At 60.7% G+C, this 23,461-nt stretch carries 26 protein-coding genes and 1 pseudogene; 11 read left to right on the top strand and 16 right to left on the bottom strand.

Annotated features, from left to right (window positions below; genetic code table 11):
• Positions 1 to 286: 286 nt before the first annotated feature.
• The gene (locus BQ8482_RS09985) at positions 287 to 760 is read left to right on the top strand and encodes a phosphatidylglycerophosphatase A family protein (RefSeq protein WP_123147267.1); all 474 of its coding nucleotides are present in this window, start codon (positions 287 to 289) and stop codon (positions 758 to 760) included.
• 73 nt (positions 761 to 833) lie between these two features.
• Here BQ8482_RS09985 and BQ8482_RS09980 read toward each other — a convergent pair whose 3' ends face one another.
• The 7 genes from BQ8482_RS09980 to BQ8482_RS09950 form a co-directional block, all read right to left on the bottom strand.
• The gene (locus tag BQ8482_RS09980) at positions 834 to 1,526 is read right to left on the bottom strand and encodes a class II aldolase/adducin family protein (RefSeq protein ID WP_123147266.1); all 693 of its coding nucleotides are present in this window, start codon (positions 1,524 to 1,526) and stop codon (positions 834 to 836) included.
• Positions 1,523 to 2,983 (bottom strand): FGGY family carbohydrate kinase, encoded by a 1,461-nt coding sequence (locus BQ8482_RS09975; protein WP_123147265.1) that lies wholly within the window; start codon positions 2,981 to 2,983, stop codon positions 1,523 to 1,525. Before BQ8482_RS09975 ends, BQ8482_RS09980 begins: the two co-directional genes overlap by 4 nt.
• Before the next feature lie 4 nt (positions 2,984 to 2,987).
• A complete protein-coding gene (locus BQ8482_RS09970; protein ID WP_023799537.1) occupies positions 2,988 to 3,836 on the bottom strand; it encodes a sugar phosphate isomerase/epimerase family protein in 849 nt (282 codons plus the stop codon).
• Positions 3,837 to 3,841: 5 nt separating this feature from the next.
• Positions 3,842 to 4,837 carry an ABC transporter permease gene (locus tag BQ8482_RS09965; RefSeq protein WP_123147264.1) on the bottom strand — a complete coding sequence of 332 codons (996 nt, stop codon included), beginning with the start codon at positions 4,835 to 4,837 and terminating at the stop codon, positions 3,842 to 3,844.
• Positions 4,834 to 5,835: an ABC transporter permease gene (locus BQ8482_RS09960; protein ID WP_123147263.1), complete on the bottom strand. Its 1,002-nt coding sequence runs from the start codon at positions 5,833 to 5,835 to the stop codon at positions 4,834 to 4,836. Before BQ8482_RS09960 ends, BQ8482_RS09965 begins: the two co-directional genes overlap by 4 nt.
• Positions 5,828 to 7,342, bottom strand: coding sequence for a sugar ABC transporter ATP-binding protein (locus BQ8482_RS09955; protein WP_123147262.1), 1,515 nt, complete (start codon positions 7,340 to 7,342; stop codon positions 5,828 to 5,830). Before BQ8482_RS09955 ends, BQ8482_RS09960 begins: the two co-directional genes overlap by 8 nt.
• 86 nt (positions 7,343 to 7,428) lie before the next feature.
• A complete protein-coding gene (locus BQ8482_RS09950; RefSeq protein ID WP_077381096.1) occupies positions 7,429 to 8,418 on the bottom strand; it encodes an autoinducer 2 ABC transporter substrate-binding protein in 990 nt (329 codons plus the stop codon).
• 211 nt (positions 8,419 to 8,629) lie between these two features.
• Between BQ8482_RS09950 and BQ8482_RS09945 the strand changes: the two genes are divergently transcribed.
• Both BQ8482_RS09945 and BQ8482_RS09940 read left to right on the top strand, forming a co-directional pair.
• Positions 8,630 to 9,688 (top strand): LacI family DNA-binding transcriptional regulator, encoded by a 1,059-nt coding sequence (locus BQ8482_RS09945; RefSeq protein ID WP_123147261.1) that lies wholly within the window; start codon positions 8,630 to 8,632, stop codon positions 9,686 to 9,688.
• Between the two features lie 20 nt (positions 9,689 to 9,708).
• Positions 9,709 to 10,128: a hypothetical protein gene (locus BQ8482_RS09940; RefSeq protein WP_133254727.1), complete on the top strand. Its 420-nt coding sequence runs from the start codon at positions 9,709 to 9,711 to the stop codon at positions 10,126 to 10,128.
• Between the two features lie 165 nt (positions 10,129 to 10,293).
• Here the strand turns inward: BQ8482_RS09940 and BQ8482_RS09935 are convergent, their stop codons facing one another.
• Together BQ8482_RS09935 and BQ8482_RS09930 are read right to left on the bottom strand one after the other, a co-directional pair.
• Positions 10,294 to 10,608: a hypothetical protein gene (locus BQ8482_RS09935; RefSeq protein ID WP_123147259.1), complete on the bottom strand. Its 315-nt coding sequence runs from the start codon at positions 10,606 to 10,608 to the stop codon at positions 10,294 to 10,296.
• A 199-nt stretch (positions 10,609 to 10,807) separates the two neighbouring features.
• The gene (locus BQ8482_RS09930) at positions 10,808 to 11,767 is read right to left on the bottom strand and encodes a PfkB family carbohydrate kinase (protein WP_165848474.1); all 960 of its coding nucleotides are present in this window, start codon (positions 11,765 to 11,767) and stop codon (positions 10,808 to 10,810) included.
• Positions 11,768 to 12,070: 303 nt separating this feature from the next.
• Between BQ8482_RS09930 and BQ8482_RS09925 the strand changes: the two genes are divergently transcribed.
• Both BQ8482_RS09925 and BQ8482_RS09920 read left to right on the top strand, forming a co-directional pair.
• On the top strand, positions 12,071 to 12,982 hold the full coding sequence (locus BQ8482_RS09925) for a hypothetical protein (protein ID WP_123147257.1): 912 nt from the start codon (positions 12,071 to 12,073) through the stop codon (positions 12,980 to 12,982).
• 78 nt (positions 12,983 to 13,060) lie between these two features.
• Positions 13,061 to 14,536, top strand: a complete 1,476-nt coding sequence (locus tag BQ8482_RS09920) for an FAD-dependent oxidoreductase (RefSeq protein WP_123147256.1) — start codon at positions 13,061 to 13,063, stop codon at positions 14,534 to 14,536.
• A 28-nt stretch (positions 14,537 to 14,564) separates the two neighbouring features.
• On the opposite strand, the gene BQ8482_RS09915 is transcribed toward BQ8482_RS09920, so the two are convergent.
• The 4 genes from BQ8482_RS09915 to BQ8482_RS09900 form a co-directional block, all read right to left on the bottom strand.
• Entirely contained in the window at positions 14,565 to 15,029 is a 465-nt protein-coding gene (locus BQ8482_RS09915; protein ID WP_123147511.1) for a YbhB/YbcL family Raf kinase inhibitor-like protein, read from the bottom strand.
• A 55-nt stretch (positions 15,030 to 15,084) separates the two neighbouring features.
• The gene (locus BQ8482_RS09910; RefSeq protein WP_123147510.1) at positions 15,085 to 15,522 is read right to left on the bottom strand and encodes a DUF2267 domain-containing protein; all 438 of its coding nucleotides are present in this window, start codon (positions 15,520 to 15,522) and stop codon (positions 15,085 to 15,087) included.
• A 175-nt stretch (positions 15,523 to 15,697) separates the two neighbouring features.
• Positions 15,698 to 17,104: a Do family serine endopeptidase gene (locus tag BQ8482_RS09905; protein ID WP_123147255.1), complete on the bottom strand. Its 1,407-nt coding sequence runs from the start codon at positions 17,102 to 17,104 to the stop codon at positions 15,698 to 15,700.
• A 63-nt stretch (positions 17,105 to 17,167) separates the two neighbouring features.
• The gene (locus BQ8482_RS09900) at positions 17,168 to 17,338 is read right to left on the bottom strand and encodes a sugar phosphorylase (protein ID WP_244602685.1); all 171 of its coding nucleotides are present in this window, start codon (positions 17,336 to 17,338) and stop codon (positions 17,168 to 17,170) included.
• A 466-nt stretch (positions 17,339 to 17,804) separates the two neighbouring features.
• Between BQ8482_RS09900 and BQ8482_RS09895 the strand changes: the two genes are divergently transcribed.
• The gene (locus tag BQ8482_RS09895; protein ID WP_244602684.1) at positions 17,805 to 18,659 is read left to right on the top strand and encodes an NADP-dependent oxidoreductase; all 855 of its coding nucleotides are present in this window, start codon (positions 17,805 to 17,807) and stop codon (positions 18,657 to 18,659) included.
• A 137-nt stretch (positions 18,660 to 18,796) separates the two neighbouring features.
• Here the strand turns inward: BQ8482_RS09895 and BQ8482_RS09890 are convergent, their stop codons facing one another.
• The gene (locus BQ8482_RS09890) at positions 18,797 to 19,330 is read right to left on the bottom strand and encodes a YbhB/YbcL family Raf kinase inhibitor-like protein (protein WP_244602683.1); all 534 of its coding nucleotides are present in this window, start codon (positions 19,328 to 19,330) and stop codon (positions 18,797 to 18,799) included.
• A 92-nt stretch (positions 19,331 to 19,422) separates the two neighbouring features.
• On the opposite strand from BQ8482_RS09890, the pseudogene BQ8482_RS40520 reads away from it, so the two are divergent.
• Positions 19,423 to 19,531: pseudogene (locus tag BQ8482_RS40520) on the top strand (DUF4396 domain-containing protein); the annotation flags it as partial.
• A 115-nt stretch (positions 19,532 to 19,646) separates the two neighbouring features.
• On the opposite strand, the gene BQ8482_RS09885 reads toward BQ8482_RS40520, so the two are convergent.
• On the bottom strand, positions 19,647 to 20,078 hold the full coding sequence (locus BQ8482_RS09885; RefSeq protein WP_095491718.1) for a hypothetical protein: 432 nt from the start codon (positions 20,076 to 20,078) through the stop codon (positions 19,647 to 19,649).
• 170 nt (positions 20,079 to 20,248) lie between these two features.
• On the opposite strand from BQ8482_RS09885, the gene BQ8482_RS09880 reads away from it, so the two are divergent.
• The 4 genes from BQ8482_RS09880 to BQ8482_RS09865 all read left to right on the top strand — a co-directional run bounded on the left by BQ8482_RS09880 (position 20,249) and on the right by BQ8482_RS09865 (position 22,822).
• Positions 20,249 to 20,431: a hypothetical protein gene (locus BQ8482_RS09880; RefSeq protein ID WP_123147254.1), complete on the top strand. Its 183-nt coding sequence runs from the start codon at positions 20,249 to 20,251 to the stop codon at positions 20,429 to 20,431.
• Between the two features lie 8 nt (positions 20,432 to 20,439).
• Entirely contained in the window at positions 20,440 to 20,661 is a 222-nt protein-coding gene (locus tag BQ8482_RS09875) for a hypothetical protein (RefSeq protein ID WP_123147253.1), read from the top strand.
• Positions 20,662 to 20,962: 301 nt separating this feature from the next.
• Positions 20,963 to 21,127 carry a DUF3309 family protein gene (locus BQ8482_RS09870; protein WP_077381102.1) on the top strand — a complete coding sequence of 55 codons (165 nt, stop codon included), beginning with the start codon at positions 20,963 to 20,965 and terminating at the stop codon, positions 21,125 to 21,127.
• A gap of 288 nt (positions 21,128 to 21,415) precedes the next feature.
• Positions 21,416 to 22,822, top strand: coding sequence for a PAS domain S-box protein (locus BQ8482_RS09865; protein WP_244602682.1), 1,407 nt, complete (start codon positions 21,416 to 21,418; stop codon positions 22,820 to 22,822).
• Positions 22,823 to 22,880: 58 nt separating this feature from the next.
• On the opposite strand, the gene BQ8482_RS09860 is transcribed toward BQ8482_RS09865, so the two are convergent.
• The gene (locus tag BQ8482_RS09860) at positions 22,881 to 23,303 is read right to left on the bottom strand and encodes a hypothetical protein (protein WP_244602681.1); all 423 of its coding nucleotides are present in this window, start codon (positions 23,301 to 23,303) and stop codon (positions 22,881 to 22,883) included.
• Positions 23,304 to 23,461: the final 158 nt, after the last annotated feature.

Genomic DNA, 23,461 nt, shown 5'->3' with positions numbered 1-23,461 from the left:
TCCAGCCCGTCGGCACCTAGACTGGCTCAGACGTCTTTCCCAGCTCAACCCAGCAGGGTTTCTTTGGCGAATGCGGCCAATGGATTAAGGTAGCCAGAGGCTGCCAAGCTGGCGGCGAAACGGAAAATTTTCGGTTGCTGCGACAGCAGCCCGATATTGTTTCGCTGTTTCTGCAATACCCGTTGTGTCCGCTGTCGCAAATCGACTGGCGGTCTAGCGGTAGTAACCCGAAAGGTGGCGTTATAACCTATATTCGCAATTCGCGGGGAAGCCGTCCGAAAACTCCATGCGTAAATTTCTGCCTAAGTTTGCTTACCTGCTCGCGACCTCTGCCGGCGCAGGATTATCTCCGGTATGGCCGGGCACGGTCGGCGCGGGCGTCGGAGTGGCTCTTGCCGCGGTCCTGATACCTGCATCGCCTTGGCTGATCGTGCTTGCCTACATGGCCGTATTCGCCGTGGGAGTATGGGCGTCGTCGCATGTCATCTCCCGTACCGGGACGGAGGATCCGCAGATCGTCGTCATTGACGAGACCTTCGGCACCGCCGCAACGCTTTCCATGCTGCCGCTCGACCCGGTCTGGTGGGCAGCAGGTTTCCTTGCTTTCCGGTTTTTCGACGTCGTCAAGCCTTGGCCCATCGGCGTCGTGCATGAGAAAGTAAGGGGTGGGGTTGGCATCATGCTGGACGACGCGGCTGCAGCTGTGGTCGCCGGCGTGTTGCTGCTTTTGCTGAACGATTTGATTCAACGTTTGCCGTAACCTGCCACAGTCGAGCTTGATGCGGCCGACGGGGAAAACAGACCTTTCTCCACTAAAATCTGCCAAAGCAGTGCTATGCCGCAGCGCCACGCGGCCGCGCCAAATCGTTCGTTCCCTCCGGATCCGGCGCTTGGCCATAGCTCATCTTCTTCATCTGCTCGATCACCCGCGCCATCTCCTCGTCGGAAAGGACCGGCGGCTCGCCAAGGGTAAGCGCCTGGACATACATGCGCGACAGGGTTTCGACCTCGTTCGCCAGCCACAACGCCGCTTCCAGCGTCTTGCCGAGTGAAATCTGGCCGTGCTGGCCGAGCAGGCAGGCGAGGCGATCCTTGAGTGCCACCAAGGCATTGTCGGACAAGGCCTGCGTGCCAAAGGTCGCGTAGCCGGCGCAGCGGATGGTCGTACCGCCCGCCACTCCTGTCATATAATGGAAGCTCGGGATCGTCTTGTGATGGCAGGCCAGCGTCGTGGCGTAGAGAGAGTGGCAATGCAGTACGACGTTGATCTCCTGCCGCTCCCTCAAAATGTCACGGTGGAAGCGCCACTCCGAGGAGGGCCGTCGGCCGACATAAGTGCCGTCAAAGCCCATCTCGACGATGTCTTCGGGCGTCATCGTTTCGTAGGGCAGCGACGAGGGCGTGATCAGGAAACCGTCGCTGGAGCGCACCGACAGGTTGCCGGCATTGCCCTGGTTGATACCGCTGGAGTTCATCCGGCGGCAAACATCCACCATTTCGCGGCGCAGAGCGCTGTCATCGGTCATCGATCGTTCCTTTTGCTGGTCTTGCCCTGTTGCAAGTTGTTTCGCTTGATCAGTTCGCGCCACCGCTGTGCATAGGCTGCGAGCGCCTCATGATCGCCGGCAAAGGCGGCTGGCAGGCTGAGCGCGATCGGAGCCGGCGTGTCACGAGTTTCGTGTTCGCCAAGTAGCGCCGCACCCGAAGCGGTGCCATAGGAGTCGAGGTTGTAGACCGTTTCGGCGTTTGGCCGCAGCGCGGCAACCAGTGTGGCGTAGAGCGGGTCTCGCAGGAAGGTGCCATCCAATGCAACCAGCCCGTTTTCGTTCAGCGCATCGATACATTCCACCGTCAGCAGCGCGGCGTAGAGCACCGCGAGCGCCTTGCGCTCTGCAGGGGATTCTGCAGGCGGCCCTTCAAACCGGCCGCGCCCAGCGCTGCCGGGAAACAGGCCGTCATCGTCGCCGAACGACGGCAATGCGAAGGTGCCGCGCTCAATCAGCAAACTGACCAGCGCAGCGTCGGCTGCATTTCCTTCTTGCCCCTGCCCTGCTACATGACTGAACTCACGTCCGCCCATGGTCAAAACGCCGCCGACCGGGCGTCCTGTCACGTCGCTGTTCAGCACCATGCCGCGATTTTCATCGAGTTGGTCGAGAGGTGTCGCCGCGCACATTCCGACAATCCAGGTTCCGGTAGAGATCACGCAGGCGTCTCGCATCCCTGCCGCCTGGTAGCGGTAGAGGTTCAGGCTGCTGTCGTGGCCACCGGTCAGGACTGACAGCTTTTCCGGTATGCCGTGCCGGCGCGCCAGATCCTGCCGGATTGGCCCCAACCTCTCCCAGGCCGGATGAAATGGTGGCATGAGGCGCTGCCATCCCTGCCCCGCCACAATGGGCGCCCACCGCTTGCGCACATTGTTCCACAGATGTGATTGCGCCGAGAGGATGGTCGTTTCGGCCGATGGCACGCCCGACAGCCGCCAGGCCCAATATTGAGGCAAGCCCAGATACCACCGAGCCTGAGCGACGCGCTCCGGATCAACCTGCTGCATCCAGTACAGCTGGCGCGCCTGGTGGGCGGCCTTCAGCATGATCGTGCTGCCGCGATCGAAGAAATCGCCCGAAAGCGGCGCGTAACCATCGCGAATTGCCGGCGGCAGGTCCTGCTCATAATCAATCATCGGCAGGGCGCAAGTGTCGTCGGGATCTGCGTTCACCAGAACCCCTGCGGAGCCATGTCCGGTGCCGACCACCTTTTCCAGCGGATGGTGTCGGCACAAAGTGGCGAGCGAGCCGAACAACCAGTCGCTGATGCCGTTGAGATCGTGCTGCCGCCAAGGTGGACCGGGCCGCACTTCGTTGTGGACAAAGAGGCTCTCCGCGAGCACGCCGTCGAGCGTCATCGCGGAGAGCTTTATGTTGGTCTTGCCGACGTCGAAGACGGCGATCCTTGCGCCGTCCGCCTTCTGCCCGTCATCCATCGTGTCAGATCAGACCGTATTGGCGAGCCTTGTTGCGCAGGAACGGCAAGCCATTGCCCATCACTTCGGCCTCGTCCTTCGCAACCGGCCGCCAGACCGAGAGGCCGTAGGAGACTTCCGGCGGCATGTTGATGAAGCTTTCCATGGCAAGTCCGCCCTTGAAGCCGATCGCCGCCAGCGTTGCGTAAATCTCGTCCCAGGGGCAGTTGCCGGTGCCTGGTGTGCCGCGATCGCTTTCAGACAAGTGGATGTACTTCAGGTGATCGCGGGCGGCCAGAATGCCGTTGGCGGCCCCCTTCTCCTCGATGTTCATATGGTAGGTGTCGAGATGAACAAAGATGTTGTCGGCCCCGACTTTCTCGACCATCCAGACGGCCTGCGCGCCGGTATTGATCAAATGGTTCTCGTAGCGGTTCACCGCCTCGATTCCGAGCTCGATGCCGCGCTTCTTGGCGTGCTTGGCGGCGACGGTCAGCACATGGGCGATGTTGTCATATTCCTTTTCGGTGGGTGGCAGGCCGGTGCGTTCGCCGATGCCGCCGAAAATCACGCCGGAAAGCGCCAGCGCGCCCATCTCGGCGGTCTTGTCGATCGCCACTTCGAGATGTTCGATGGCGGCATCCGGCCGCACCGAGGCCCAGGCGCGCTCCGGCAGGCCAAGCGAGCAAACGGCAGGAAGATTGTGCTTTTCGAGCAAGGCGCGCGTGTGCGCGGCATCGACCGCCGGCGCGTTCAGAAGCGCGATCTCGATAAAGTCCATCCCGTATTTGACCGAAGCCGCGATCGCCTTCTCCGCGCCGGCCCGGTCCCAGTTCATCGTCCACATCGAGGTGTGGACCCCAAAACCATGCATCTAACTCATCCTCTGTTTGTGTTTAGGAATTTGATGCGCCCGGCAAGCCAGCGCAGGATCATCACCGTGATCATCAGGATGCCCCAGACTGCCGTCGCAAGATGCTGGTTTGCGCCCATCAGATTGAGTCCCGAGGACAGAAGCTGGAGCACGACCAGCGCAACGAAGACCGGGATCACCCGACCGAAGCCGCCGAACGGATTGACCCCGCCAAGGAAGCAGGCAAGCACGGTGATCAGCAGGTAAGACTCGCCGTGGCCGACACGCACCGAATTGAAGCGCGCCAGCATGATGATGCCGGCGACCGCGCACATCGCGCCGGACAATGTGTAGACGAGAACCTGCACCTTGCGCGTATTGATACCGGAATAGCGCGTGGCCTCGATATTGGAGCCTATCATGTAGGTGTTGAAGCCTAGCTTCATGCGCGTCAGCAAGACGTGCCAGATCAGCACGCAAGCGATGAAGATGAGCAACGGCACCGGGATGCCAAAAATCGAACCGTAGCCGATCGGCGCCAGGAAGCCGGGAATGCCGGACACGTCGCCGCCGCGCGTCAGGAATTCGCCGAGACCGCGCAGGAAGATCATCATCGACAGCGAGACCAGGATCGGGTGAGCCTTGGTGTAGGCGATGACGAGCCCCATGATCAGCCCGCTCAGTGCGCCGACCGCGATGGCGAGGACCGAGCCAAGCACAAAGGCGCCGATGCCCGCGTCGACGCCTCCCTGGCTTTGCAGGACCCAAGCCAGCGTCAGGCCGGCCATGTTGGCCGTGAAGGTGATGGCCAGATTCAGGCCGCCGGTCAGGATCGGCAGCAGCATGGCGAGTGTGAGGAGGCCGAGTTCCGGCAGCTGGAAGGCGACGGATCCAAAGGTAGCACGGGAAAGAAAGTTCGGCGCGGCAAAGCCGAACACGACCATGACCGCCACGAACGCGGCAAACGGACCTGCAAGTTCGGGGCCGAGCGCGTTGCGGACGCGTTCAATCAAAACCGTCATGAAGGCACCCGTCGGCTTTTCAGGAACGGCAGCAGGCGTTCGATGCTGGTGTTCGACAGGGTGATTGCGGCAAGAATGATGGCGCCAACGATCATCTTGAACGCGAAAGGCGACACACCCATCAAATTAAGTCCGTTCTGGGTAATCGAGACCAACAGAACGCCCAGAATGCAGCCGAGCACGCTGCCCTTGCCGCCGCCGAGCCGCGCACCGCCAAGAACTACGGCTGCCAGGACGTCGAGTTCGCGCCCATAAAGGGCATTCGGCACAACCTCCTGCGCGTAGTGCGCTTGGACGAGACCGGCGATGCCCGCCATCAGGCCAAGCCAGCCGAAGGCGATAAATTGCATGGCACCGATATTGATGCCGAAGCGGCGCGCGCCCTCCGGGTTGTCGCCAAATGCGTAGAGCTGGCGACCAGTGGTGGTGCGCGTGATCAACACCCAGGTCGCGAAGACGCATATGGCCATAATGAGCACAGGCAGGGTGATCTCCGCCCAGGTCCCGTCAGCCATCTCTCGCTCGAACAGCACGACGCGGGTGGTGAGCCAGTCCGGCAGGTTGTAGATCGACACGCCGCCTGTGAAAAACATCAGCAAGCCGAAGAAAATGTTGAAAGTCGAAATCGTGGCGACGATCGAGATGATCCTGAACCCGTGGATCAGGAAGGCGTTGATGCAGCCCAGCGCGACGCCCAATGCGCCAGCGATGATGAAACCGACAATCCAATTCCCGCCGCCGATCCAGCCGAGGACGGTCGCCGTCAGATATTGCACAACGGAGGCAGCAACAGCGAAGGAGATGTCAATGCCGCCGGCGATCAGCACGACCAGCAGGCCGACGGCGAAGATGATGCTCACCGAGCTGGTGTTTAGAAGGTCAAACGCGTTGCCGAGGGTGAAGAACCGGTCCGTCGCGAACGAAAGGAAGACGCAGATGACGGCGATAACGGCGAGCAAAGCCAGTTCCGTTGCGTGGGTGCGGACAAACCTACGCATAGACCGCCTCCTCGATCGCCTGGAGGGTCGTAGCGCCCGGCGTAAATTCGCCGACAATGCGCCCCTGAGCCATGTGCAGCACACGGTCCGCGTTGAAATAGACTTCAGGCACCTCGTCCGAGATCAGGATAATGGCCAGGCCGCTGTCCGCCAGCTTGGAAACGATGTCGAAAATGCCGGCGCGCGCGCCGACATCGACGCCGACCGTCGGTGCGTCGAGGATAAGCAGCTTCGGATCGGTCGCCAGCCATTTTGCAATGGCGACACGTTGCTGATTTCCCCCTGACAGGGTCGAGATCGCGTCGTCCTGCTTTCCGATCCTGACGCCGAGATCCCTTATCCAGCGATTGACCAGAGATTTCTTGCGATCGCTTGAAATGAAACCGCCTGAAAGGATCTTGTCCAGCGAGGCGATGACCATGTTGTCGGCGATTGCCTGGGGCTGAATGAGACCGAGCGACAGCCGGTCTTCCGAAAGGTAGGCGACGCCGGCGGCGATCGCGTCACGGTTGGAACCGAAGCGAACGGGTTTGCCATCCAGGACGACAGAGCCCGATTTCGGCTTGCGCATGCCAAACAATGTTAGCGCCAATTCGGTGCGCCCTGCCCCGAGCAACCCGGTGATGCCGAGCGTCTCGCCGCGCCGGACCGTCAAGGACACGTCGTCGAATTCGCCGGGCCGCGACAGCCCCTTGACGTCAAGCATGACCGGGCTCGTGCTTAAATCGCGATGCAGGACGGAATAGTCGAAGGTCTTGCCCGTCATCAACTCGGTGATGCGCGACTGGGTCAGGCCTTTGGTTGGGTAGACGCCAACCAGGGCGCCGTCGCGCAGCACGGTGACGCGGCTGGAGATTTCAAGAACCTCCGCCAGGCGATGACTGACGAACACAACGGCGACGCCCGACGCCGACAGATTGCGCACAATGTCCAGCAGATAGTCGGTTTCGGATTGGGTGAGCGACGCCGTCGGCTCGTCCATGAAGACGAGCTTTGCCTCGCCGACGAGGGCGCGCGCGATTGCCACGATCTGCCGCTGTGCGATGGGAAAGTGGTGGAGTGCTAGATCGACATCGAAGGTAACACCAAGACGTTGCAAGGCGTTGATCGCGACACGGCGCATCTCGGCATAGCTCACCAGCCGCGGCCAGCGGCCGATGACGGTCTGGAACGCGATATTCTCGGCGACAGTCATCTCGGGAAACAGGGCGAGGTCCTGCCAGATGACCTGAATTCCGCTGGCCTGCGCCGTAACCGGCGACATATGGGAGTAGCTCTGGCCATCATAGTCGATCACGGCGCCCGCCTCGGGCTTGTACACGCCCGTAATGACCTTGATCAGCGTGCTCTTGCCGGAGCCGTTCTCGCCGGCCAGGCAATGCACCTCGCCCGGCAGCACCTCAAAGCTGACATTCTTCAGCGCCTTCACGCCGCCGAACGTCATATTGACGTTGCGGAGCGACAGCAGCGGCCGTGATGCGGCGCCATCGAGTGCCTGATCAGCCATCGAGTTGAAACCCTGGATCCAATCGCGTTTGCAATTCTGCAGCCGGGCCGGCTCGACGCCGGCCCGGCCGCCATTAGCTTGAGGCCTTACAGGCCCATCGCCGCGAGATCGTCGACAGTGTCCTTGTTGATTGGGACCAGCTGATCGACGATGATGTTACGGTTTTCGAAGTCCGGCTTGACTGTCCCTAGCCCTTCGATCGTATCGCCGTCCTTGATCTCGTTGCCCTTCATGAGATGGTCAGCCAGCGTGACGAAAACCTCGCCCGCCTGCTTCGGATTCCACATGAATCCGCCGGAGATCGCGTCGCTTTTGATGAGCTTCCGGCCCTGGCCTGGCGAGAATGGTCCGAGCACGAAAATTTCGCCCACCTTCCGGCGCTCTTCGATTGCGCGGCCAGCGCCGATCGGGCCTTGGCTGCCGAAGGCGAGGAAACCCTTCAAGCCTGGATTTGCGGAAATCAGGTCAAGCGCAGTGCTGCGGCTCTTGTCTACATCCTCGGCGACGCCATAACGTTCGCCGACAAGCTTCATGTCCGGGTTGTTCTTCTTCAGATATTCTATTGCCGCATCGGCCCAGGCATTGTGCAGCGGCACCGTCAGCGAGCCGACGAACACTGCGTACTCACCCTTGCCGCCCATCTTCTCCGCCAGGAGCTTGGCATGAGCCTCGCCGAAGCCGGTCGCGGACGCGAGTTCGAAGTCCCAGTCGGCGCCCTTCTGGCCAGGCGATTCATGCGTGATGACGATGATGCCGGCGTCCTTGGCCTTCTGCAGGACTGGTTCCAGCACTTTCGCATCATTCGGCACGACGCCGATGACCTTGACGCCCTGCGCGATCAGATCCTCGATGGCGCGAACTTGCAGTGCTGGATCAGCGCTGGTCGGGCCGACCATGAATGCGTCGATCCCGAGCTTCTGGCCGCGCTCCTTGATACCCGCCTCCATTGCGTTGAACCACGGAATGCCGCCGATCTTGACGACGACACCGACCTTGCCGGCCTGCTGTGCCATCGCAGCGAATGATCCGCCAATCATAAGGGTCGCGGCAAGCGCCGCGATCATGAGCTTTTTCATCTGTACTCCTCCCATAACGTTCCTAGTGGGAACACACTCGAGCCGTCGAACGACGGCGGCCGTTAGAAACCTCCCCGAAAGAGACGGGGCACTTCCCCATCGATCATCCACCGGTTTTCGCTTGCACAATCGATGGTGCAGAAACTATTGTGCATCGAGAAGCTCTCGTCAAGCGGGATATTGCCCTAAATAGACGCGCCGGAGGCGCCAGATGGATCAGCGGGTCAAGAAGAAGGCGACGATCTATGACCTATCCGTGCTATCGGGCAGTTCGCCGTCGACCGTGAGTGCCGTCCTGAACGGCACTTGGCGCAAGCGCCGCATCAAGGAAAGTACGGCGCAAACAATTCTCGGCCTCGCCGAACTCCACCAATACACCACCAATCTGCAGGCGCGAGGCTTGCGACGCTCGCGATCGGGCCTGGTCGGCCTGATGCTGCCCGTCCACGACAATCGCTACTTCTCCTCCATGGCGCAGACGTTTGAGGGGCATGTGCGAAGCCGCGGCCAATGCCCAGTCGTGGTTAGCGCCAGCCGCGACCCGGAAGAGGAACGGCGGACCGCGGAGACGCTGATCTCCTATTCAATCGACCAGCTCTTCATCGTCGGCGCCACCGATCCGGACGGCGTGCACGAGGTCTGCGAACCGGCGGGGCTGAGGCATGTCAACATCGACCTGCCGGGAGCGAAGGCGCATTCGGTGATCAGCGACAATTATGGGGGCGCACGGATGCTGACGGAAGCAATCATCCGCCGCTTCGGCAATGATGATCCTCTGCGGCCGGACGAGCTGTTTCTGTTTGGCGGCCGCAACGACCACGCCAGCCGCGAACGCATCGCCGCTTTCCATGCGACCAAGAAGGCATTGCTGGGCGCCGACCCTGAAGACGGTGTGCAGTCCTCCGGGTATTCGCCTGATATAACTTTGCGTGCCTTTGAGGCGTTTTACCAACGCCATGGCAAGCTGCCGCGCGCGCTGTTCATCAATTCGTCGATCAATATGGAAGGTCTGCTGCGTTTCATGGCGGGCCGGCCGGCGGAGATGTTTAGTGAGCTCGTCGTCGGTTGCTACGACTACGATCCGTTCGGCTCCTTCCTGCCCTTCCCGGTAATCATGGTGCGGCAGAATGTTGAGGCGATGATTACGAAGGCGTTCGAGTTGATCGATGAACCGACGACGACGCCACAGACCTTCCTGATTGCGCCAGAGTTGATCCAGCCCAGGTCTGCGCTGAAAGGGCCCCTCGACACTCTGAAGGATAGAGCGTGAGTGCGAAATGGCGCGACAGGGTGACCCTCGACGCCCTTAGATTTCAATGGTTTATCATGCCGATCGGCATTGAGACCGATGCCGAACCGCCGCAGAACCTCTTCTCCGAAAGTGCCGCCGGCCGCCTTCTCCTGGCTGCTTCGTTCACAAGTGATCCCAAATTGGAGCCACGGTCGCCATCTCCCGTGCAAACCTATCACGAAAGTGTCGCCGTCTTCACTGTGAGCCCAATACGGACACGTGGGGCGCAGGCAAAAGACCAACAGCAGCGAGCATTAGAAGCGATAACGGATTCCAAGAGTGTTCGCGTTGGAACCCTCTTTCATATCGCCAATTGTACCATTGGCGCCGGATCTATGGTGGGGCTGGTAGACAAGTTCGACATTGGGAGCTTGCCTGACTCTGAACGAAAGCTCCGCACCGACGAAGCCGAGGAATGATGCATCGCCATCGTAGCGGATTTCGCGATCGCGCTCGATCTCGGTAGGGCCTGTAACGGCACTGAATCCAGCGGTCAGTGCGGGCGCAATCGCCAAATCACCAATGACAAGGCCTTGGTGGCGAAGTCGCCCTCCGACCCAAAGTTCGCCGGACGTATCATCGTCTTAGCCAAATCTTATCGCCGCGCCGGTGACGCCGCCAAGAACGAAACCAGCGCCTATATCGACGAGATCGCGACCGTATGCGGCCCCGATTATATAGTTGTCCGTGTAGTCGGCACCAAAAACGTTGATCGTATCCCCGAAGGCCCCGCTCGCAAACACGCCACCAAAGACAAAGACATCATTCTTCGTCGGCAGACCCTCTGTGAAAGGATCTTGGGTCGCAAAATAGATAAAGGGAGAATTGTCATCGGCGAGTCCAGAACTGACTGAAATGCTCAAGATCACCACAGCCAGGGCCACTCGCAGTCCACGCATAGACAAGCTCCGAATCAATCGATTTCCATGGTTGGCAATTGCACAGGGAAAAACAAGGTACGAATTGGTTTATAGCCAAAATACTGGATGCGGGTGGCTCGAACCATTCTTTAGGCCTTGCCGGGCGCGAGCAGGTGACCTTCGCCACAGGCCGTAACGGCGCAGTCTTCGGCCGCCGGCTAACAGTAATGGCATCAGCCTATACCAATTCACGTCCGTTGCAGCGTTCGACTGACCCGATCATCTGCTGGAGTTCCATCATTGATGGATAGGATTCCTGTGCGCCTTTTTTCCTGACGGCAATCGCCGAAGCCGCGACGCCCCAGCAAGCGGCGTCGTAGGCGGACTTGCCGTCGAGCAAGGCGACGGCCATTGCCGCGATAAACGCGTCGCCTGCACCCGTCTTGTCGATCACATCGACCGGCGGGGCGAGAATTTGCATTGCGTCGTGATCCAGTGCGAGAAAGCAGCCACCGTCTTCGAGCTTGACGCATGCTATCTCCACCCCGAGCGCATTCAGTTGGAGCGCCGCTCGGGCCGCATCGTCATTGGTGGCGATCGGCAGGCCAAGCAGATCCGAAGCCTCCTGCTGATTTGGCGTAATCGCGCAGAAGCGACAGAGTTGCGACCGATCGATTTGGTCGGCGAATGTCGGGTCGACCAGGACTCTGAACCCACGTTCTTGCGCCGTCGCGAAGGCGGCATTCAGGACTGGCAAGGGAATCTCAAAGTCCGCAACGAGTATCGATCGATCAGGAGAATTCCTGATCGCTGCCACGACGTTGTCAACGGCCGCGTCATTCCAGGACATGTTGGCATTGGACGCGGATAGAATGGCTTTGGTGCCGTCTTTAGGAACCGCCACGATGGCAACACCAGTCGGGACGTCGCGGGCGACGCCGACGGACCCGAGGTCGAGCTCCGCCGCCTTCAGCGGACCGACTGCCATCTCCGCAAACTGGTCATCGCCGACGCGCCCGATAAGCCTCGTCGGAACGCCGAGGCGATGGGTGAAATACGCAACGTTGGCGGCTTTGCCGCCGGCGCGTTGGGCGAAGCCGCTGGCCCTAACGGTGCCGCCATCGCCAAGGGAGCCCTGAACGTCGAACTGCAGATCGGCATTGATGCTGCCCAGCGAGAGCACGATCGGGCGCGGCAATGAAACCTCCTCAACCATTTCGTGCGGAAGTGAGCGACTGACCAAGGAACTCGTGAACAGACGGAGGGTTCCGGGGTCGGGCCGGCGGAACGGGCTGGTGCTTATTGCGATGGCCAAGGAACCCGCCGCCGACCAGATCGTTTGCGATCTGACCCAGACTAATCGGAACGGAGGCAGACATGCTCGACATGCCGCATGCTCGCAACTGCGACGCGCACATAGCCGGCCGGCACTCAGCTCGGGCCGAAGCATGCCAAGGCCGGAGCACCCGATACCTATCCGTTCGGGCTCTAGATCAGCGTTATGCTGCGCGACGTTGACTATGTCCTGCGAAAACTCGACTGGATGCGCGCCGAAGGCATCTGGCCCAACGGCCTGCGCTATCTCTGGACCGATGCTTTTGCGGTCGTGCTCTATGTCTCGCTTTACAAGGAGCTCGGCGAGGAACGTTGGCTGGGTGAGGCTGAACGGCTGGTGGCGGAGGTCGAGCGTGTGCTCGGTCGGCGGCGCGGATTGAGGATCGGCGAAGCGGCAGATCGCGACGGACAGTATTTCCAATACCTGGCGATGTGGCTGTTCGCCCTGGCGCGGCTCGGCGATCTGAAACCGCGATACCGCGCGCGCGGCATTGAGCTGGCGCGCGATATCCATTCGGCCTTCGTGATCCCCGGCCGCGGCGTGATCTGGAAAATGCAGGAGGATTTGAGCGGTCCTTATCCCGGTTACGGTCTCGGCAGCATGGATGCCTACGATGGTTACGTCTCCTACCGGATGCTCGATGAAGACGCGCTGGCGCCCGAGATCGCGCAGATGCATGACCTAATGGAGCGCGACTGGCGCACCCTCGACATCGAACAGGATCTCGGCCTCGGCATGATGCTGTGGCTCGCCCACCTCTTTCCCGCCGAGCCATGGGCCAAAGCGCAGACGAAACGTTCGCTGCGGAATTTGGAAACGATGTGGGTCGACCCGCCGGGCTATTTCAGCCGCGCGCCGTGGCTGCCCGATACGAAATTCGCCTTCACCAATTACGGCGTGTCGCTGGGCCTGCAGGCCGCGGGCGTCTGGCCCGAGCGTATCGGGAGGTTGAACACCTTCTTCGAGGATTGGCGCTCCGGCGATGAATACGATCGCGAGGCGATCACCTGGGTGATGGCTTGCACCTCGCATCTTCCCAGTGCGTTTGTAGCTTCCGGACGGCCAAACAACGACTGAAGACGGTAAATCCGGAACGTTTTCGCGCCGGGGCGGGTTGTCGATGGAGATGCATCGAACGCATGGGACGCCGGTGAAATGGCCATTCTTTCGGGAAAACCGGGAAGCTGTTGGGTGGCGGCAGCCACCGCTACGAACTATTCTCCGCTCGAAGGCTCGATCCATGCCGATGCCGTTGTCGTGGGCGCCGGGATTGTCGGGCTCACGACGGCGCTTCGCCTTTGCGAGGCCGGTCGGTCGGTGATCGTCGTCGAAGGCCTGCGGACAGGCGGCCAGGTGACCGGCCGCTCGACGGCCAAGATCACGACGCAGCACGCGCTGATCTATCGCCATCTCATCGACACTTTCGGGCGGGACCTGGCGCAGACCTATGCCGATGCGAATTCCGCCGGCGCCGTCCAGGTCCGGGAATGGGTTCGCAATTATGCAATCCCCTGCGATCTCGAGGCCAAGAACGCCTATACCTACACCTGCGATGCAAGCCGGCGCGCGGAGATCGTGGCCGAGGCAGAGGCCGCGCGCCAAGTTGGGCTGGACGCCGATGTTCTGGAGCGTGCGCCGCTGCCTTTCGAAACGGCCGCCGCTCTGCGTTTCTCCGACCAGGCTCAGTTCAATCCGGCGATGTATCTGGTTGGCCTGGCTCAAGCGGTGACGGCCCGTGGCGGACGGATTTTCGAAAACAGCCGCGCGATCTCGATCGGCGAGGCAAGCCGCTGGCGCGTCGTCACCGACAGCGGCACCGTTCACGCCGAGCATGTGGTCGTCGCCACCAACATGACGGTGAAGAGCCCCGTCGGAATGGCGAACCGGACCCAGCCGCGCTGCCACACCGCCATGGCGTTTCGGATCGATGACCCTCTTGCCGTCGACGGCATGTTCATCGGCATCGATGATCCGACGCATTCCATCCGCACCGGCCGCGATGCCGAAGGCCCGCTGCTGGTCGCGCTCGGCCCCAAGTTTGACACGGGCCAGGACGGCGACGTGGCGAAACGGTTCGTCGAGCTGGAACAATGGGCAAGAATGAACCTTCCAGTTGGGGACGTTGCGTGGCGCTGGTGTAACGAGGACTATGATACGGCCGATAGAGTTCCGTATGCCGGCGAACCCGATCCGGACAAAGCCTGCGGTTTTCATATCGCCACGGGATTCAACGCCTGGGGCATCACCAATGGAACGGCCGCAGGCACGATGATCGCGGATTTGATCTGCGCTCGGTCGAGCCCATGGCAAAGGCTCTATGACCCGGCGCGGTCTTATCCCGAGGACTTTCATAAGAATGGCCGCAGCCAATCGATTGTCTCAAGCCTCGACGACATCGTGCCCGGCATGGGCGGTGTGATCGTCAGGGGTGACGAAAAGATCGCGGCGTTGAGAGACACTGAAGGGGTACTCCACCCCGTTTCGGCGACATGCACCCACAAGGGCTGCACCGTGACCTGGAACAACGCGGACAACACCTGGGATTGTCCTTGCCATGGCTCGATTTTCGCCGCCAACGGTTCGGTCATCCATGGCCCGGCTCGAAAACCGCTTGCCCCGGCCGCGCTGTAAAAAAGGCGGCGACTGACACGGCCCGGCGTTACCGTGCGTAGGTTCCGACCAGCTCGGTCTGCTCCAGCGCATGCTTCTGGGCTTCCTTCCAGACAGACTGCACGCCCGCCTGTCCCGGCACACTGAGGCTCGGCACGTCGAGCGCGGCCAGCCGGAAATGATAATGATGGACGCCATGCCCCACTGGCGGCTGCGGGCCGTCGTAATATGCATTGCCGAAATCGTTGGTGCCTTGGCGAAGTGCCGACGGACCTGGCTTGCCATCCTGCGCCTCGGCGAGTTCGCTGGCATCGGGCGGGATATTGAACACCGCCCAGTGCCCGAAGATCCCGCTCGGCGCGTCGGGATCCTGCACGACAAGAACAAGACTCTTCGCATCATCCGGAACACCGGACCACTTCAGCGGCGGCGAGACGTTCTGGCCGTCACGGGTATACCTTTCAGGGATTTTCCCGCCAGCCGGGAACGCCGGGCTGATAAGGGTAAGTGGCATTTCCATCTCCTCAAAGAAGCGTTACGGCCGAGACTGCCGAGATTCCTGCGCTATTTCACGCCGCTTGCTGAGCTTCAGCGACGCGCCTGATTTCTGCTGGCAAGGAATCCCAAACCTTGATCATCTGCCCCTCTCCCACATGGTGAGCGAGCACCTTGGATACGACCCTGAATGCATCCTTTGAATCGACCGGTCGGGTGAATTCCAGCTCCGCCTTGATTTTGGCCAGAAATTCGTCGAGCGACCGCAACTTCTCGGGCGTCTTGGAAGGCCGATATTGGTCGTAATAGGCGCCGCGCACGAGGATCGGCAGCTGCGAGCCGAGGTGGGCCGCAAGATCCGGTTGCATGCGGTCGCGCAGGGCGTGGAGCACCGCTCCAAGAACATGCCATGCGATCTGCCGATCCGGTCCCATCTCGGCCATGATCTCGTCGAGCCAGATGTTTGTGGTCTGCAGCGTCTTGTCGAATACGTCGAGTCCGGTGGCGCTCATCGAAGCCTCCTTTTTCTGCCAACTGTTCGAATGACTCATTGGACGAAACGGCCTTGGTCGGCTGTTGTTCCCGTTGCCAGCGTAAAGACCGCCTTCGCGAAAGCGTGTGACCTATTCGGCCAAGCTTACGCTCGCCAAGCTTATGCTCAACGCGTTCTCGTCAAGATCTGGCCCGTCAAGATTTGGCCGTGGCCACGGCAACGAAAAGAGATTGCCCTTGCCTGTTGATGCGGAACAATATGGGCTTGTTCTGCTGGCGGGATTTCGTCCACTCCTCTTGTATGTCCGACGGCTGTGTCACATCCCGGTTATTGGCTGACACGATCACATCGCCCGCGCGGAGGCCGTTTTGGTCGGCGAGGCTGTTCGGCGCCACCTCTTGCACGAACAACCCGGCGGTGCCCGGCTGAAGTCCGAGCTGCTGGCGCGCCTCATCCGGGATTGGACTGAGCGACAGTCCGAGCCGTTGGTCCGGCGCTTCCGGTCCCGGAACGGCACCGGTTTGTCCCTCCTCATCGTCGCGCTGACCGATGGTCAGAGCTACTTCCTGCTGAGAGCCCCCGCGATTCCTTGTCAGCGTCGTCTTTGTTCCCGGCTTTTGGCTCGCAGCCGCGAGCGTCAGATCGTGGACGCTCTGGATGTCCTTGCCGTTAAATCGCGTAATCACGTCTCCCGCCTGTATACCTGCCCGCTCTGCCGGACTGCCGGGCTCGACCGAGGCCACGAGCGCTCCGTTGCTGCCGGGTATTCCAAGCGCCTCGGCAATCGACGGGGTGATCTCCTGGAGACGCACCCCGATGAAGCCGCGCTCGATCCTGCCGGTGCGGATCAACTGGTCGACGACGTTCCGGGCGGTGCGGGATGGTACCGCAAAGCCAATGCCTATGCTGCCACCTGTGGGAGATACGATGGCCGTATTGACCCCGATTACTTCGCCGCGCGCATTGAACAGGGGACCGCCGGAATTGCCCCGATTGATTGAGGCGTCGGTCTGGAGAAAGTCGTCGTAGGGACCGGCATTGATGTCGCGCGAACGGGCCGAAAGCACGCCGACGGTGACGGTCCCACCGAGCCCGAACGGACTGCCGATCGCGATCGTCCATGCGCCGGGTTGTACTGCATCGGAGTCACCCCAGGCGGTCGTTGTCATGTTGGACCGTGGGTCGATCTTCAGCACCGCGAGGTCGGTTGCCGGATCCCGGCCGACGAGCCGCGCAGGCAAAGTCTGCTTGTCGGAGAATACGACATGGATTTCGCTTGCATCGGCAACGACATGGTTGTTGGTGACGATGTACCCCTCTGGGCTGATCACAAAGCCGGAACCAAGGGCCTCTCGCACCTGTGGTTGCTCCGGTCCGAGGCCGGGCCTACCGAAAGGACTGAAAAAGTCATCCAGCGTCGCCTGGCCCTGGATGATCTGTTTGGTCGTTATTGCGACCACGGCTGGAATTTTCTCGCGCACGATCGCCGTGAAGTCGTTTGGGATTTCCTGGGCTGCGAGCGGAGCAAACCCGCCGGCCGAGAGCATCAGAGTTCCGGCGATCAGGCCGGCGCAAAGTCTTTTGTTCAATACCGGAAACATGGTCTGCGACTCCTCCAGCGCTCAGTGATCAAGCATGCGACGGCTCCAGCATGAGCCAGCGGTTCACCAGCGGATTACGACAACCTTGTCGTTCCCGTTGGCGAGTTCGACGGCTTCGATGCCGTCCGGCTTGCGGCTTTCGATCCGGGCACTTTCTACTGTTTCTATGCCAGCAATGTTGACCGCAAAGGCCTCGTCAATCTCGGCAGCACAGACCAGAGTATCCGGTGGCATATCCTTCACTTAGTCCATCAACTCGCGAAGCTTCATGGCGAACCTCCTTGGCACGGGCCTGGATTCTTTCGGCCGCACATTCCAACCATGTGCCTCCAGAAAAGTTCCCTGACGAGATTGCGGGAATGTCACGGGATGAACTCTGCGCAAGGTCTCTCGTAGAGCCCGAGAGAACGGTCTTTGAATGCCACGACCCGAACCCGGAAATTCATCGGAACTTCCAGCCCGCAATCCGGTTAGGTGGGCAAGGCTTTGAAGCGGATTAAGTGAAAGATGATGGCCCCAGTGATTGGTGAAATCCGCATTCGACTGCCAGGATCGCCGCGTATCCCATTCACCCGATGCTCGTCCCGCTTCCAGACCTGCGCTGGACCCCGAAACAAGGAGGAACTCTATGGTGACCATGAAAGCAGTCCGTGTTCATAGGTTTGGCGGACCAGAGGTTCTGTCGCTGGATGAAGTCCCGATGCCTCAGCCCCGTGACGACGAGGTCACGCTCAAGGTCTGCGCAGCGAGCGTCAATCCCGTCGACTACAAGACCCGCGAGGGTTCGGCGGGCGGGGACCTGCCCGTTACGCTCGGCCGCGACGTATCGGGCGTGGTGGAGCTGTGCGGCACGCGGGCGCATACGTTGAAGAAGGGCGATCCGATGTTTGCGATGCTTGGCAACGACCGCGGTGGCAACGCCGAATACGTCGTGGTCAAGGCGACGGAAGCGGCGGCAAAACCGGAACGTCTAAGCCATGTGGAAGCCGCCGCCGTGCCGCTTGCGGGGACTACAGCATGGCAGGGGCTTTTCGACCATGGCGACCTCAAATCCGGGCAGCGGGTTCTCATCCATGGCGGCGCCGGCGGTGTCGGACATCTGGCGATTCAGTTTGCCAAGGCTGCGGGCGCATTTGTCGTGACGACCGTTGCTGCCGAAGATTTCGATTTCGTCCGCGAGCTTGGCGCCGACCAGGCCGTCGACTACAAGAACCAGCGCTTCGAGGATGAGGTCGAAGACATCGATATGGTTCTTGATCTGGTCGCGGGCGACACACAGGACCGCTCCTGGAGTGTACTGAAGCCCGGCGGGATACTTGTTTCCACCGTTTCTGAGCCCTCGGCCGAACAGGCACGCCTGCATCAGGCGCGTGGCGTTTCTTATCTGGCTGAGCCAAATGCGGCGCAGCTTGCGAGGATCAGCCGCCTCATTGACGCCGGCAAGGTAACTCCGTTCGTGCAGGCGACTTATCCTCTGGGGGAGGTCGCTAAGGCCGAGGAACGGCTGGAGAGCGAGCATACGCGCGGCAAGATCGTGCTTCAGGTGGCCGCCTGAGCCCGGATGCTCGAAGTTCCCCGGAATGTTCAAGTTCAAAGTGAACCAATTCTGCGGACAAGCCGTGCCGACGGGCAACTGACTGCGGACCGCATTCAGCCATTACGAGCAGAAGAACGAAGCTGCTTGGCGCTGATTCATCCGTAAGTGCCGATTAATTCCGCCTCACCCAACATGTTTTCACGGGCAGCCTGCCACACGACCAGGGCATCGGGTTCCGGGCCGATGGGAAGATTGGCAATGCCAAGGGCCGCGAGCCTGAAGCGGTAGGTGTGTGGCTTACCGCCCGGATGCTGGTCGGGTCCATCGTAGTGAAGATTACCGAAATCATTGAAGCCATGAGGCAGGTCCTCGGTTCGCGCTTTGGAACTCCGACCTTCGGCCAAATGACGCCGGTCTCCGCCGATGTCGTAGACGACCCAATGCCGGGACGCCTGTGACGGTGCATCCGTATCTTCCATTACGAGCACGTAGCTCCGAGTGCCCGGCGGCGGATCGCTCCATTCCAGAAACGGAGAGAGATTATCGCCGCGCCGGGCATGACGATCCGGAATGGGCTGGCCGTTCTGAAAGGCGGGACTGGTCAAAGTGAACGCCATCACTTTCTTCCTTGCTCGGCTAGACTCGTCGAAATAGAGGCGCTGGGCGCTCTCGTAGCTGCCTTCTTCCATCAGACGATCCCAACAACCACAACCGGCTATTGTTCCTCCGAGAGCGATGCATATGTGGTGGTATGGATCGTATGAGCGCGGGCCGTGTTCACATGAAGTCGAGCTTCATCCTGGTCACCCTTTAGATGGGGTCCGCTCGAATTCGTGCTCGCCGACAATGAGCCCCGACCGGGCGAGCATGAGGTCTTCACCCGGCCGCTCTGAAAGCACGACATCGGCTCCACCATCCACTGCGTTGCAGGCAATGCCACCAGCACCTGGCGGCCAGTCGCGAACGAGAACGATCAAGACTTGTCGTCACCGTTCTGCGCTGGCCTCAATGCACAAACCTTGCCCTCAGCCAAGCCAGAAGTCTGTTCCCGGTAATTGTCCGGCGAACTCTGGCGGCAGCCCATCGCGCTTGCATCGTAGCACCGACGTGGCAGTGACAGACGATGTTGTGCAACTGCCAGTCACTGAGTTCGAAGAAGCGCTTTGCCTCACCGTAGGTATCATCTTTCAGACCCATGGCGCGCAGCACCGGATCCTCATAGGCAACGGTGATCGGCGACCCCGCGCCACGCGCTACGGCACGAGCTTCAGGACTGAGATATTCGGTGCCTGAAAGCGCTCCGAGGCAACGCCGTGGATTTTGTTCGAGAAGCTTTGCCCAACGCTCGATCCGCTGCGTCCGAGACATGGTCGGGTATGTCGCCGAGGGCTCAACTTTTGCAATTGTCTGCAGTTGGTCGAGTGTTTGGTGTTTCATGGTCGGCTCCTTTCGATAGGTCGAAGTGCCCACGCCCTAACAAAAGATTATTGCGCTGCGACGCGCCGACAAGGCCGGAATTGGCAATGTTAGAAGTTTGCCCCTCGCACGGTTCGTTTCAGGAACCTTCTCGGGGGCCTGCTTGTTTTTGCTAGTGAAAGGAGAACGTCATGAGCACAAAACCACCACCCGTTCCGGCCGAGAACCAGAGTCCTAAGGGTCCGGGCGACAGGAAGTCGGTTCCTGTCGACCAAACGCAGCACAGCCATTCCGCCCCAAATCCCGACAAACAGGGCCAGCAGGGCAACACGAAAGTCAATACGACCCATCAGGGCCACCAGCAGGACCGTTAGGTGATTTCATGTCCACGTCGAAGAAGACCCGCGCCAGCATCCGCCATGGCGGTCCTGGCGCATCGCACGAAAATGCCAAGGAGCCGCTGGTGATAGAAAAGCCGCCAGCCGATTCCGATCTGCGCAGCCGCAGCAAGATCTCAGGCGGCGGAGGCGAACGCGACAGCCACCATACTCATGACCCCGAAAAGAAGGGCGGCGGCACCCGACCGGCACGCCAAGGAAGGTGAATAGTTATTCACGTCTTCGTTGAAGCCTGCGGCGCGGCGCCTCGCATTTTCGCATGAAAATCCGAGGCGCCGAACATCATCAGGCCGTCTGACTGTGAGCACCGCCTGGCGCAGTGGTCCGGGCCCGCTGGCTCCCGGCCGGCGGGCTTTCTCGTGAGCCTACCGGCTTTTCCCGCTAGACGAGCGACAACGATGCTACTTCCGGTGGAACAGGAAGCCCCTCTGGGAGTTCATACCGTCATCAACAGGCGCATGGGCGTGCCCTTGTATGGTGCGGCAGCGCAAGAATGGGAGAACCACCATGAGCCTCGGAACCATACTCATCATCATTTTGATCCTTATCTTGCTTGGCGGGTTCAGCGGTCTGGGTGGCGGGCCGTTCTACGGCACTGGCTATTATGGCGGTGGCGGCCTCGGTCTCGTGCTGCTGATCTTGATTATCCTGGTCCTTCTCGGACGCATTTAGTGCCCGCACGATTAGGCGGACAAACTTCAGCGTTGATCCGGTGTCGCTCTAATGCATGTCGCGCAAAAGTGCGCAGCGGTTTTGCGATAACGACATGCATGAAAACAACAACCTAAAGCGCGTCGCGTGAGGTCGGTTGAGGTCGGTCGAACGCGACGCGCTTTAGGCCTCGTCCGGGAATGTCGCCGCGGCTGCGGGCAAAGGGGCGCACGTGATTGTCCCGACGGAACCGAAATCGCTCAAGGGCATTATGTCCGCTGCAGAAATCCACGAGAATGGCGCCCATACGTGAACTTCGTTGAACAAACCGATATCGGCCTCGGAGTTCCGGGGATTCCGACTGCCGATCTGATGCAGGCACTGCCCGTCGCCATCTACACCGTCGACGAACAGGGACGTATCACCTTCTTCAACGAAGCCGCAGCCGAGCTCTGGGGCCATCGTCCTGTTGTCGGTCGGGACCTATGGTGCGGCTCGTGGAAGCTTCGTCACCTGGACGGTCGGGATATGGCGCATGGCGAGTGTCCGATGGCCGTGGCGCTGCGCGAAGGACGGGATGTCTCCTGGGACCAGGCGATTGCGGAGCGGCCGGATGGCGAACTCGTCCCATTCAGGGCTCACCCACGCCTGCTTCGCGACGAAGCGGGCAATGTTGTCGGTGCGATCAACACGCTGCTCGACCTGCGCACGCAGACGCTGGGCGATGAAGCCCGCATGCGTCTTGCCGCCATTGTCGAGTCGTCGATGGACGCCATCGTCTCGAAGGACATGAATGGCATTATCACCAGCTGGAACGACGCTGCAGAACGCCTGTTCGGCTACACGTCTGCCGAGGCGATCGGCCGGCCAGTGACGATGCTCATTCCGCCCGATCGTCTCGACGAGGAAGTCTCGATCATCAGCCGCATCCGCGCCGGCGAACGCGTCCCCTCCTATGAGACGATGCGACTGCGCAAGGACGGCACGCTCGTTTCCGTCTCGCTCACCGTCTCGCCGATCCGCGACGCCATCGGGAGGGTCGTCGGCGCCTCCAAGATCGCGCGCGACATCAGTTCCCACAAGGAGAACGAACGGCGCATCCGTCTGCTCATGCGCGAAGTCAACCATAGGGTGAAGAACCAGTTCTCGGTCATCATCTCGATGATCCGCGAGACCAGCAAGCTGACGAGCACACCTGAGGCTTTCCTCGGGCAGGTCCGGGAGCGCATCACGGCGCTTTCGGAATCCCATGATCTCCTGGTCAATGCCGAGTGGCGCGGCGCCACGGTCGGCGAACTCATCAAGGCACAGCTCAAGGCCTTTGCAGCGCAGTCCCGCGTATCGATGGCCGGGCCAATGCTGATTCTGCAGCCGAATGCCGTGCAGTATCTCGGCATAGCCTTTCACGAACTCGCCACCAATTCGGCAAAACATGGAGCGCTGTCCTGCAACGGCGGACGCGTCGAAATCGATTGGAATGTGATCCCTGCCGGCGACGGCGCCGACACCTTTCGACTGGTCTGGCGTGAGTTGGACGGGCCGATCCTGGACGCTGTCAGGGGGCGCGGTTTCGGAGCGGTCGTCCTCGAGCGCGTGGCGCCACAAGCGCTCAGCGGCAGCGGGCGGCTGGAGTTCCACGAGCAAGGCGTCACCTGGACGCTCGAAGCGCCGCTGCATTTCGTCCAGGCGTCGATGCAGGATAACGCGGCCGATTGAAAGCGCCCGGGAAGCTGAACGCTTTCCGCCGACCGACTGTGCTGACGCTCAGCCGGACCTATTGCGTTCGGTCCGGCTGGCGAAGATAGAGCGAAACTGCCCTGTCCTCCACAACGTCGAGGTTGCCTCTCCCGGGCAAAGCATCGCGATGAACTGAGAGCCGTTGGACGTTAGCCAATTCGAAGACGGTCAGGCTGTCGAACTCCATGGCTGCCCCGTAGAACTGGGCGGCTTGCAACACCAGGCATTCGATGTCTTCAAGCGCAACGTTTTCGGCGAGGTTTCGCAGCCGAACGGTCTCAGCCACCGCAGTGACATTGACTATCCCCTTGCACCGGGCGGCTGCCCACACTTGCCGGTCGACGTCGTGACACAAACGAACCGAATAACCGTCTCTCATGGAGAACCCTCCTTTCAGGAGCGGTTTGTCCCTCGGGATCAGCTTGCGCCAGATCGGCTCTAATAACAAGCTGAAATCCAAGAAATTTCCTGTAAAATCAACAAGTTAGCATATCACGCAGGATACGCAATCGACGCCTCACATTAACTCCGGGCCTTTCACGCCAACGGCTTATTGACCGACCTTGACGCACACTCAGCCTTTCCCTAACTCTTAGCTAAATACTAACTTTGAGCGGC

This window comes from Mesorhizobium delmotii (assembly GCF_900149755.1).
GTDB classification, from domain to species: Bacteria; Pseudomonadota; Alphaproteobacteria; order Rhizobiales; family Rhizobiaceae; genus Mesorhizobium; species Mesorhizobium delmotii.
This window is presented reverse-complemented; position numbering and strand designations above follow the sequence as displayed.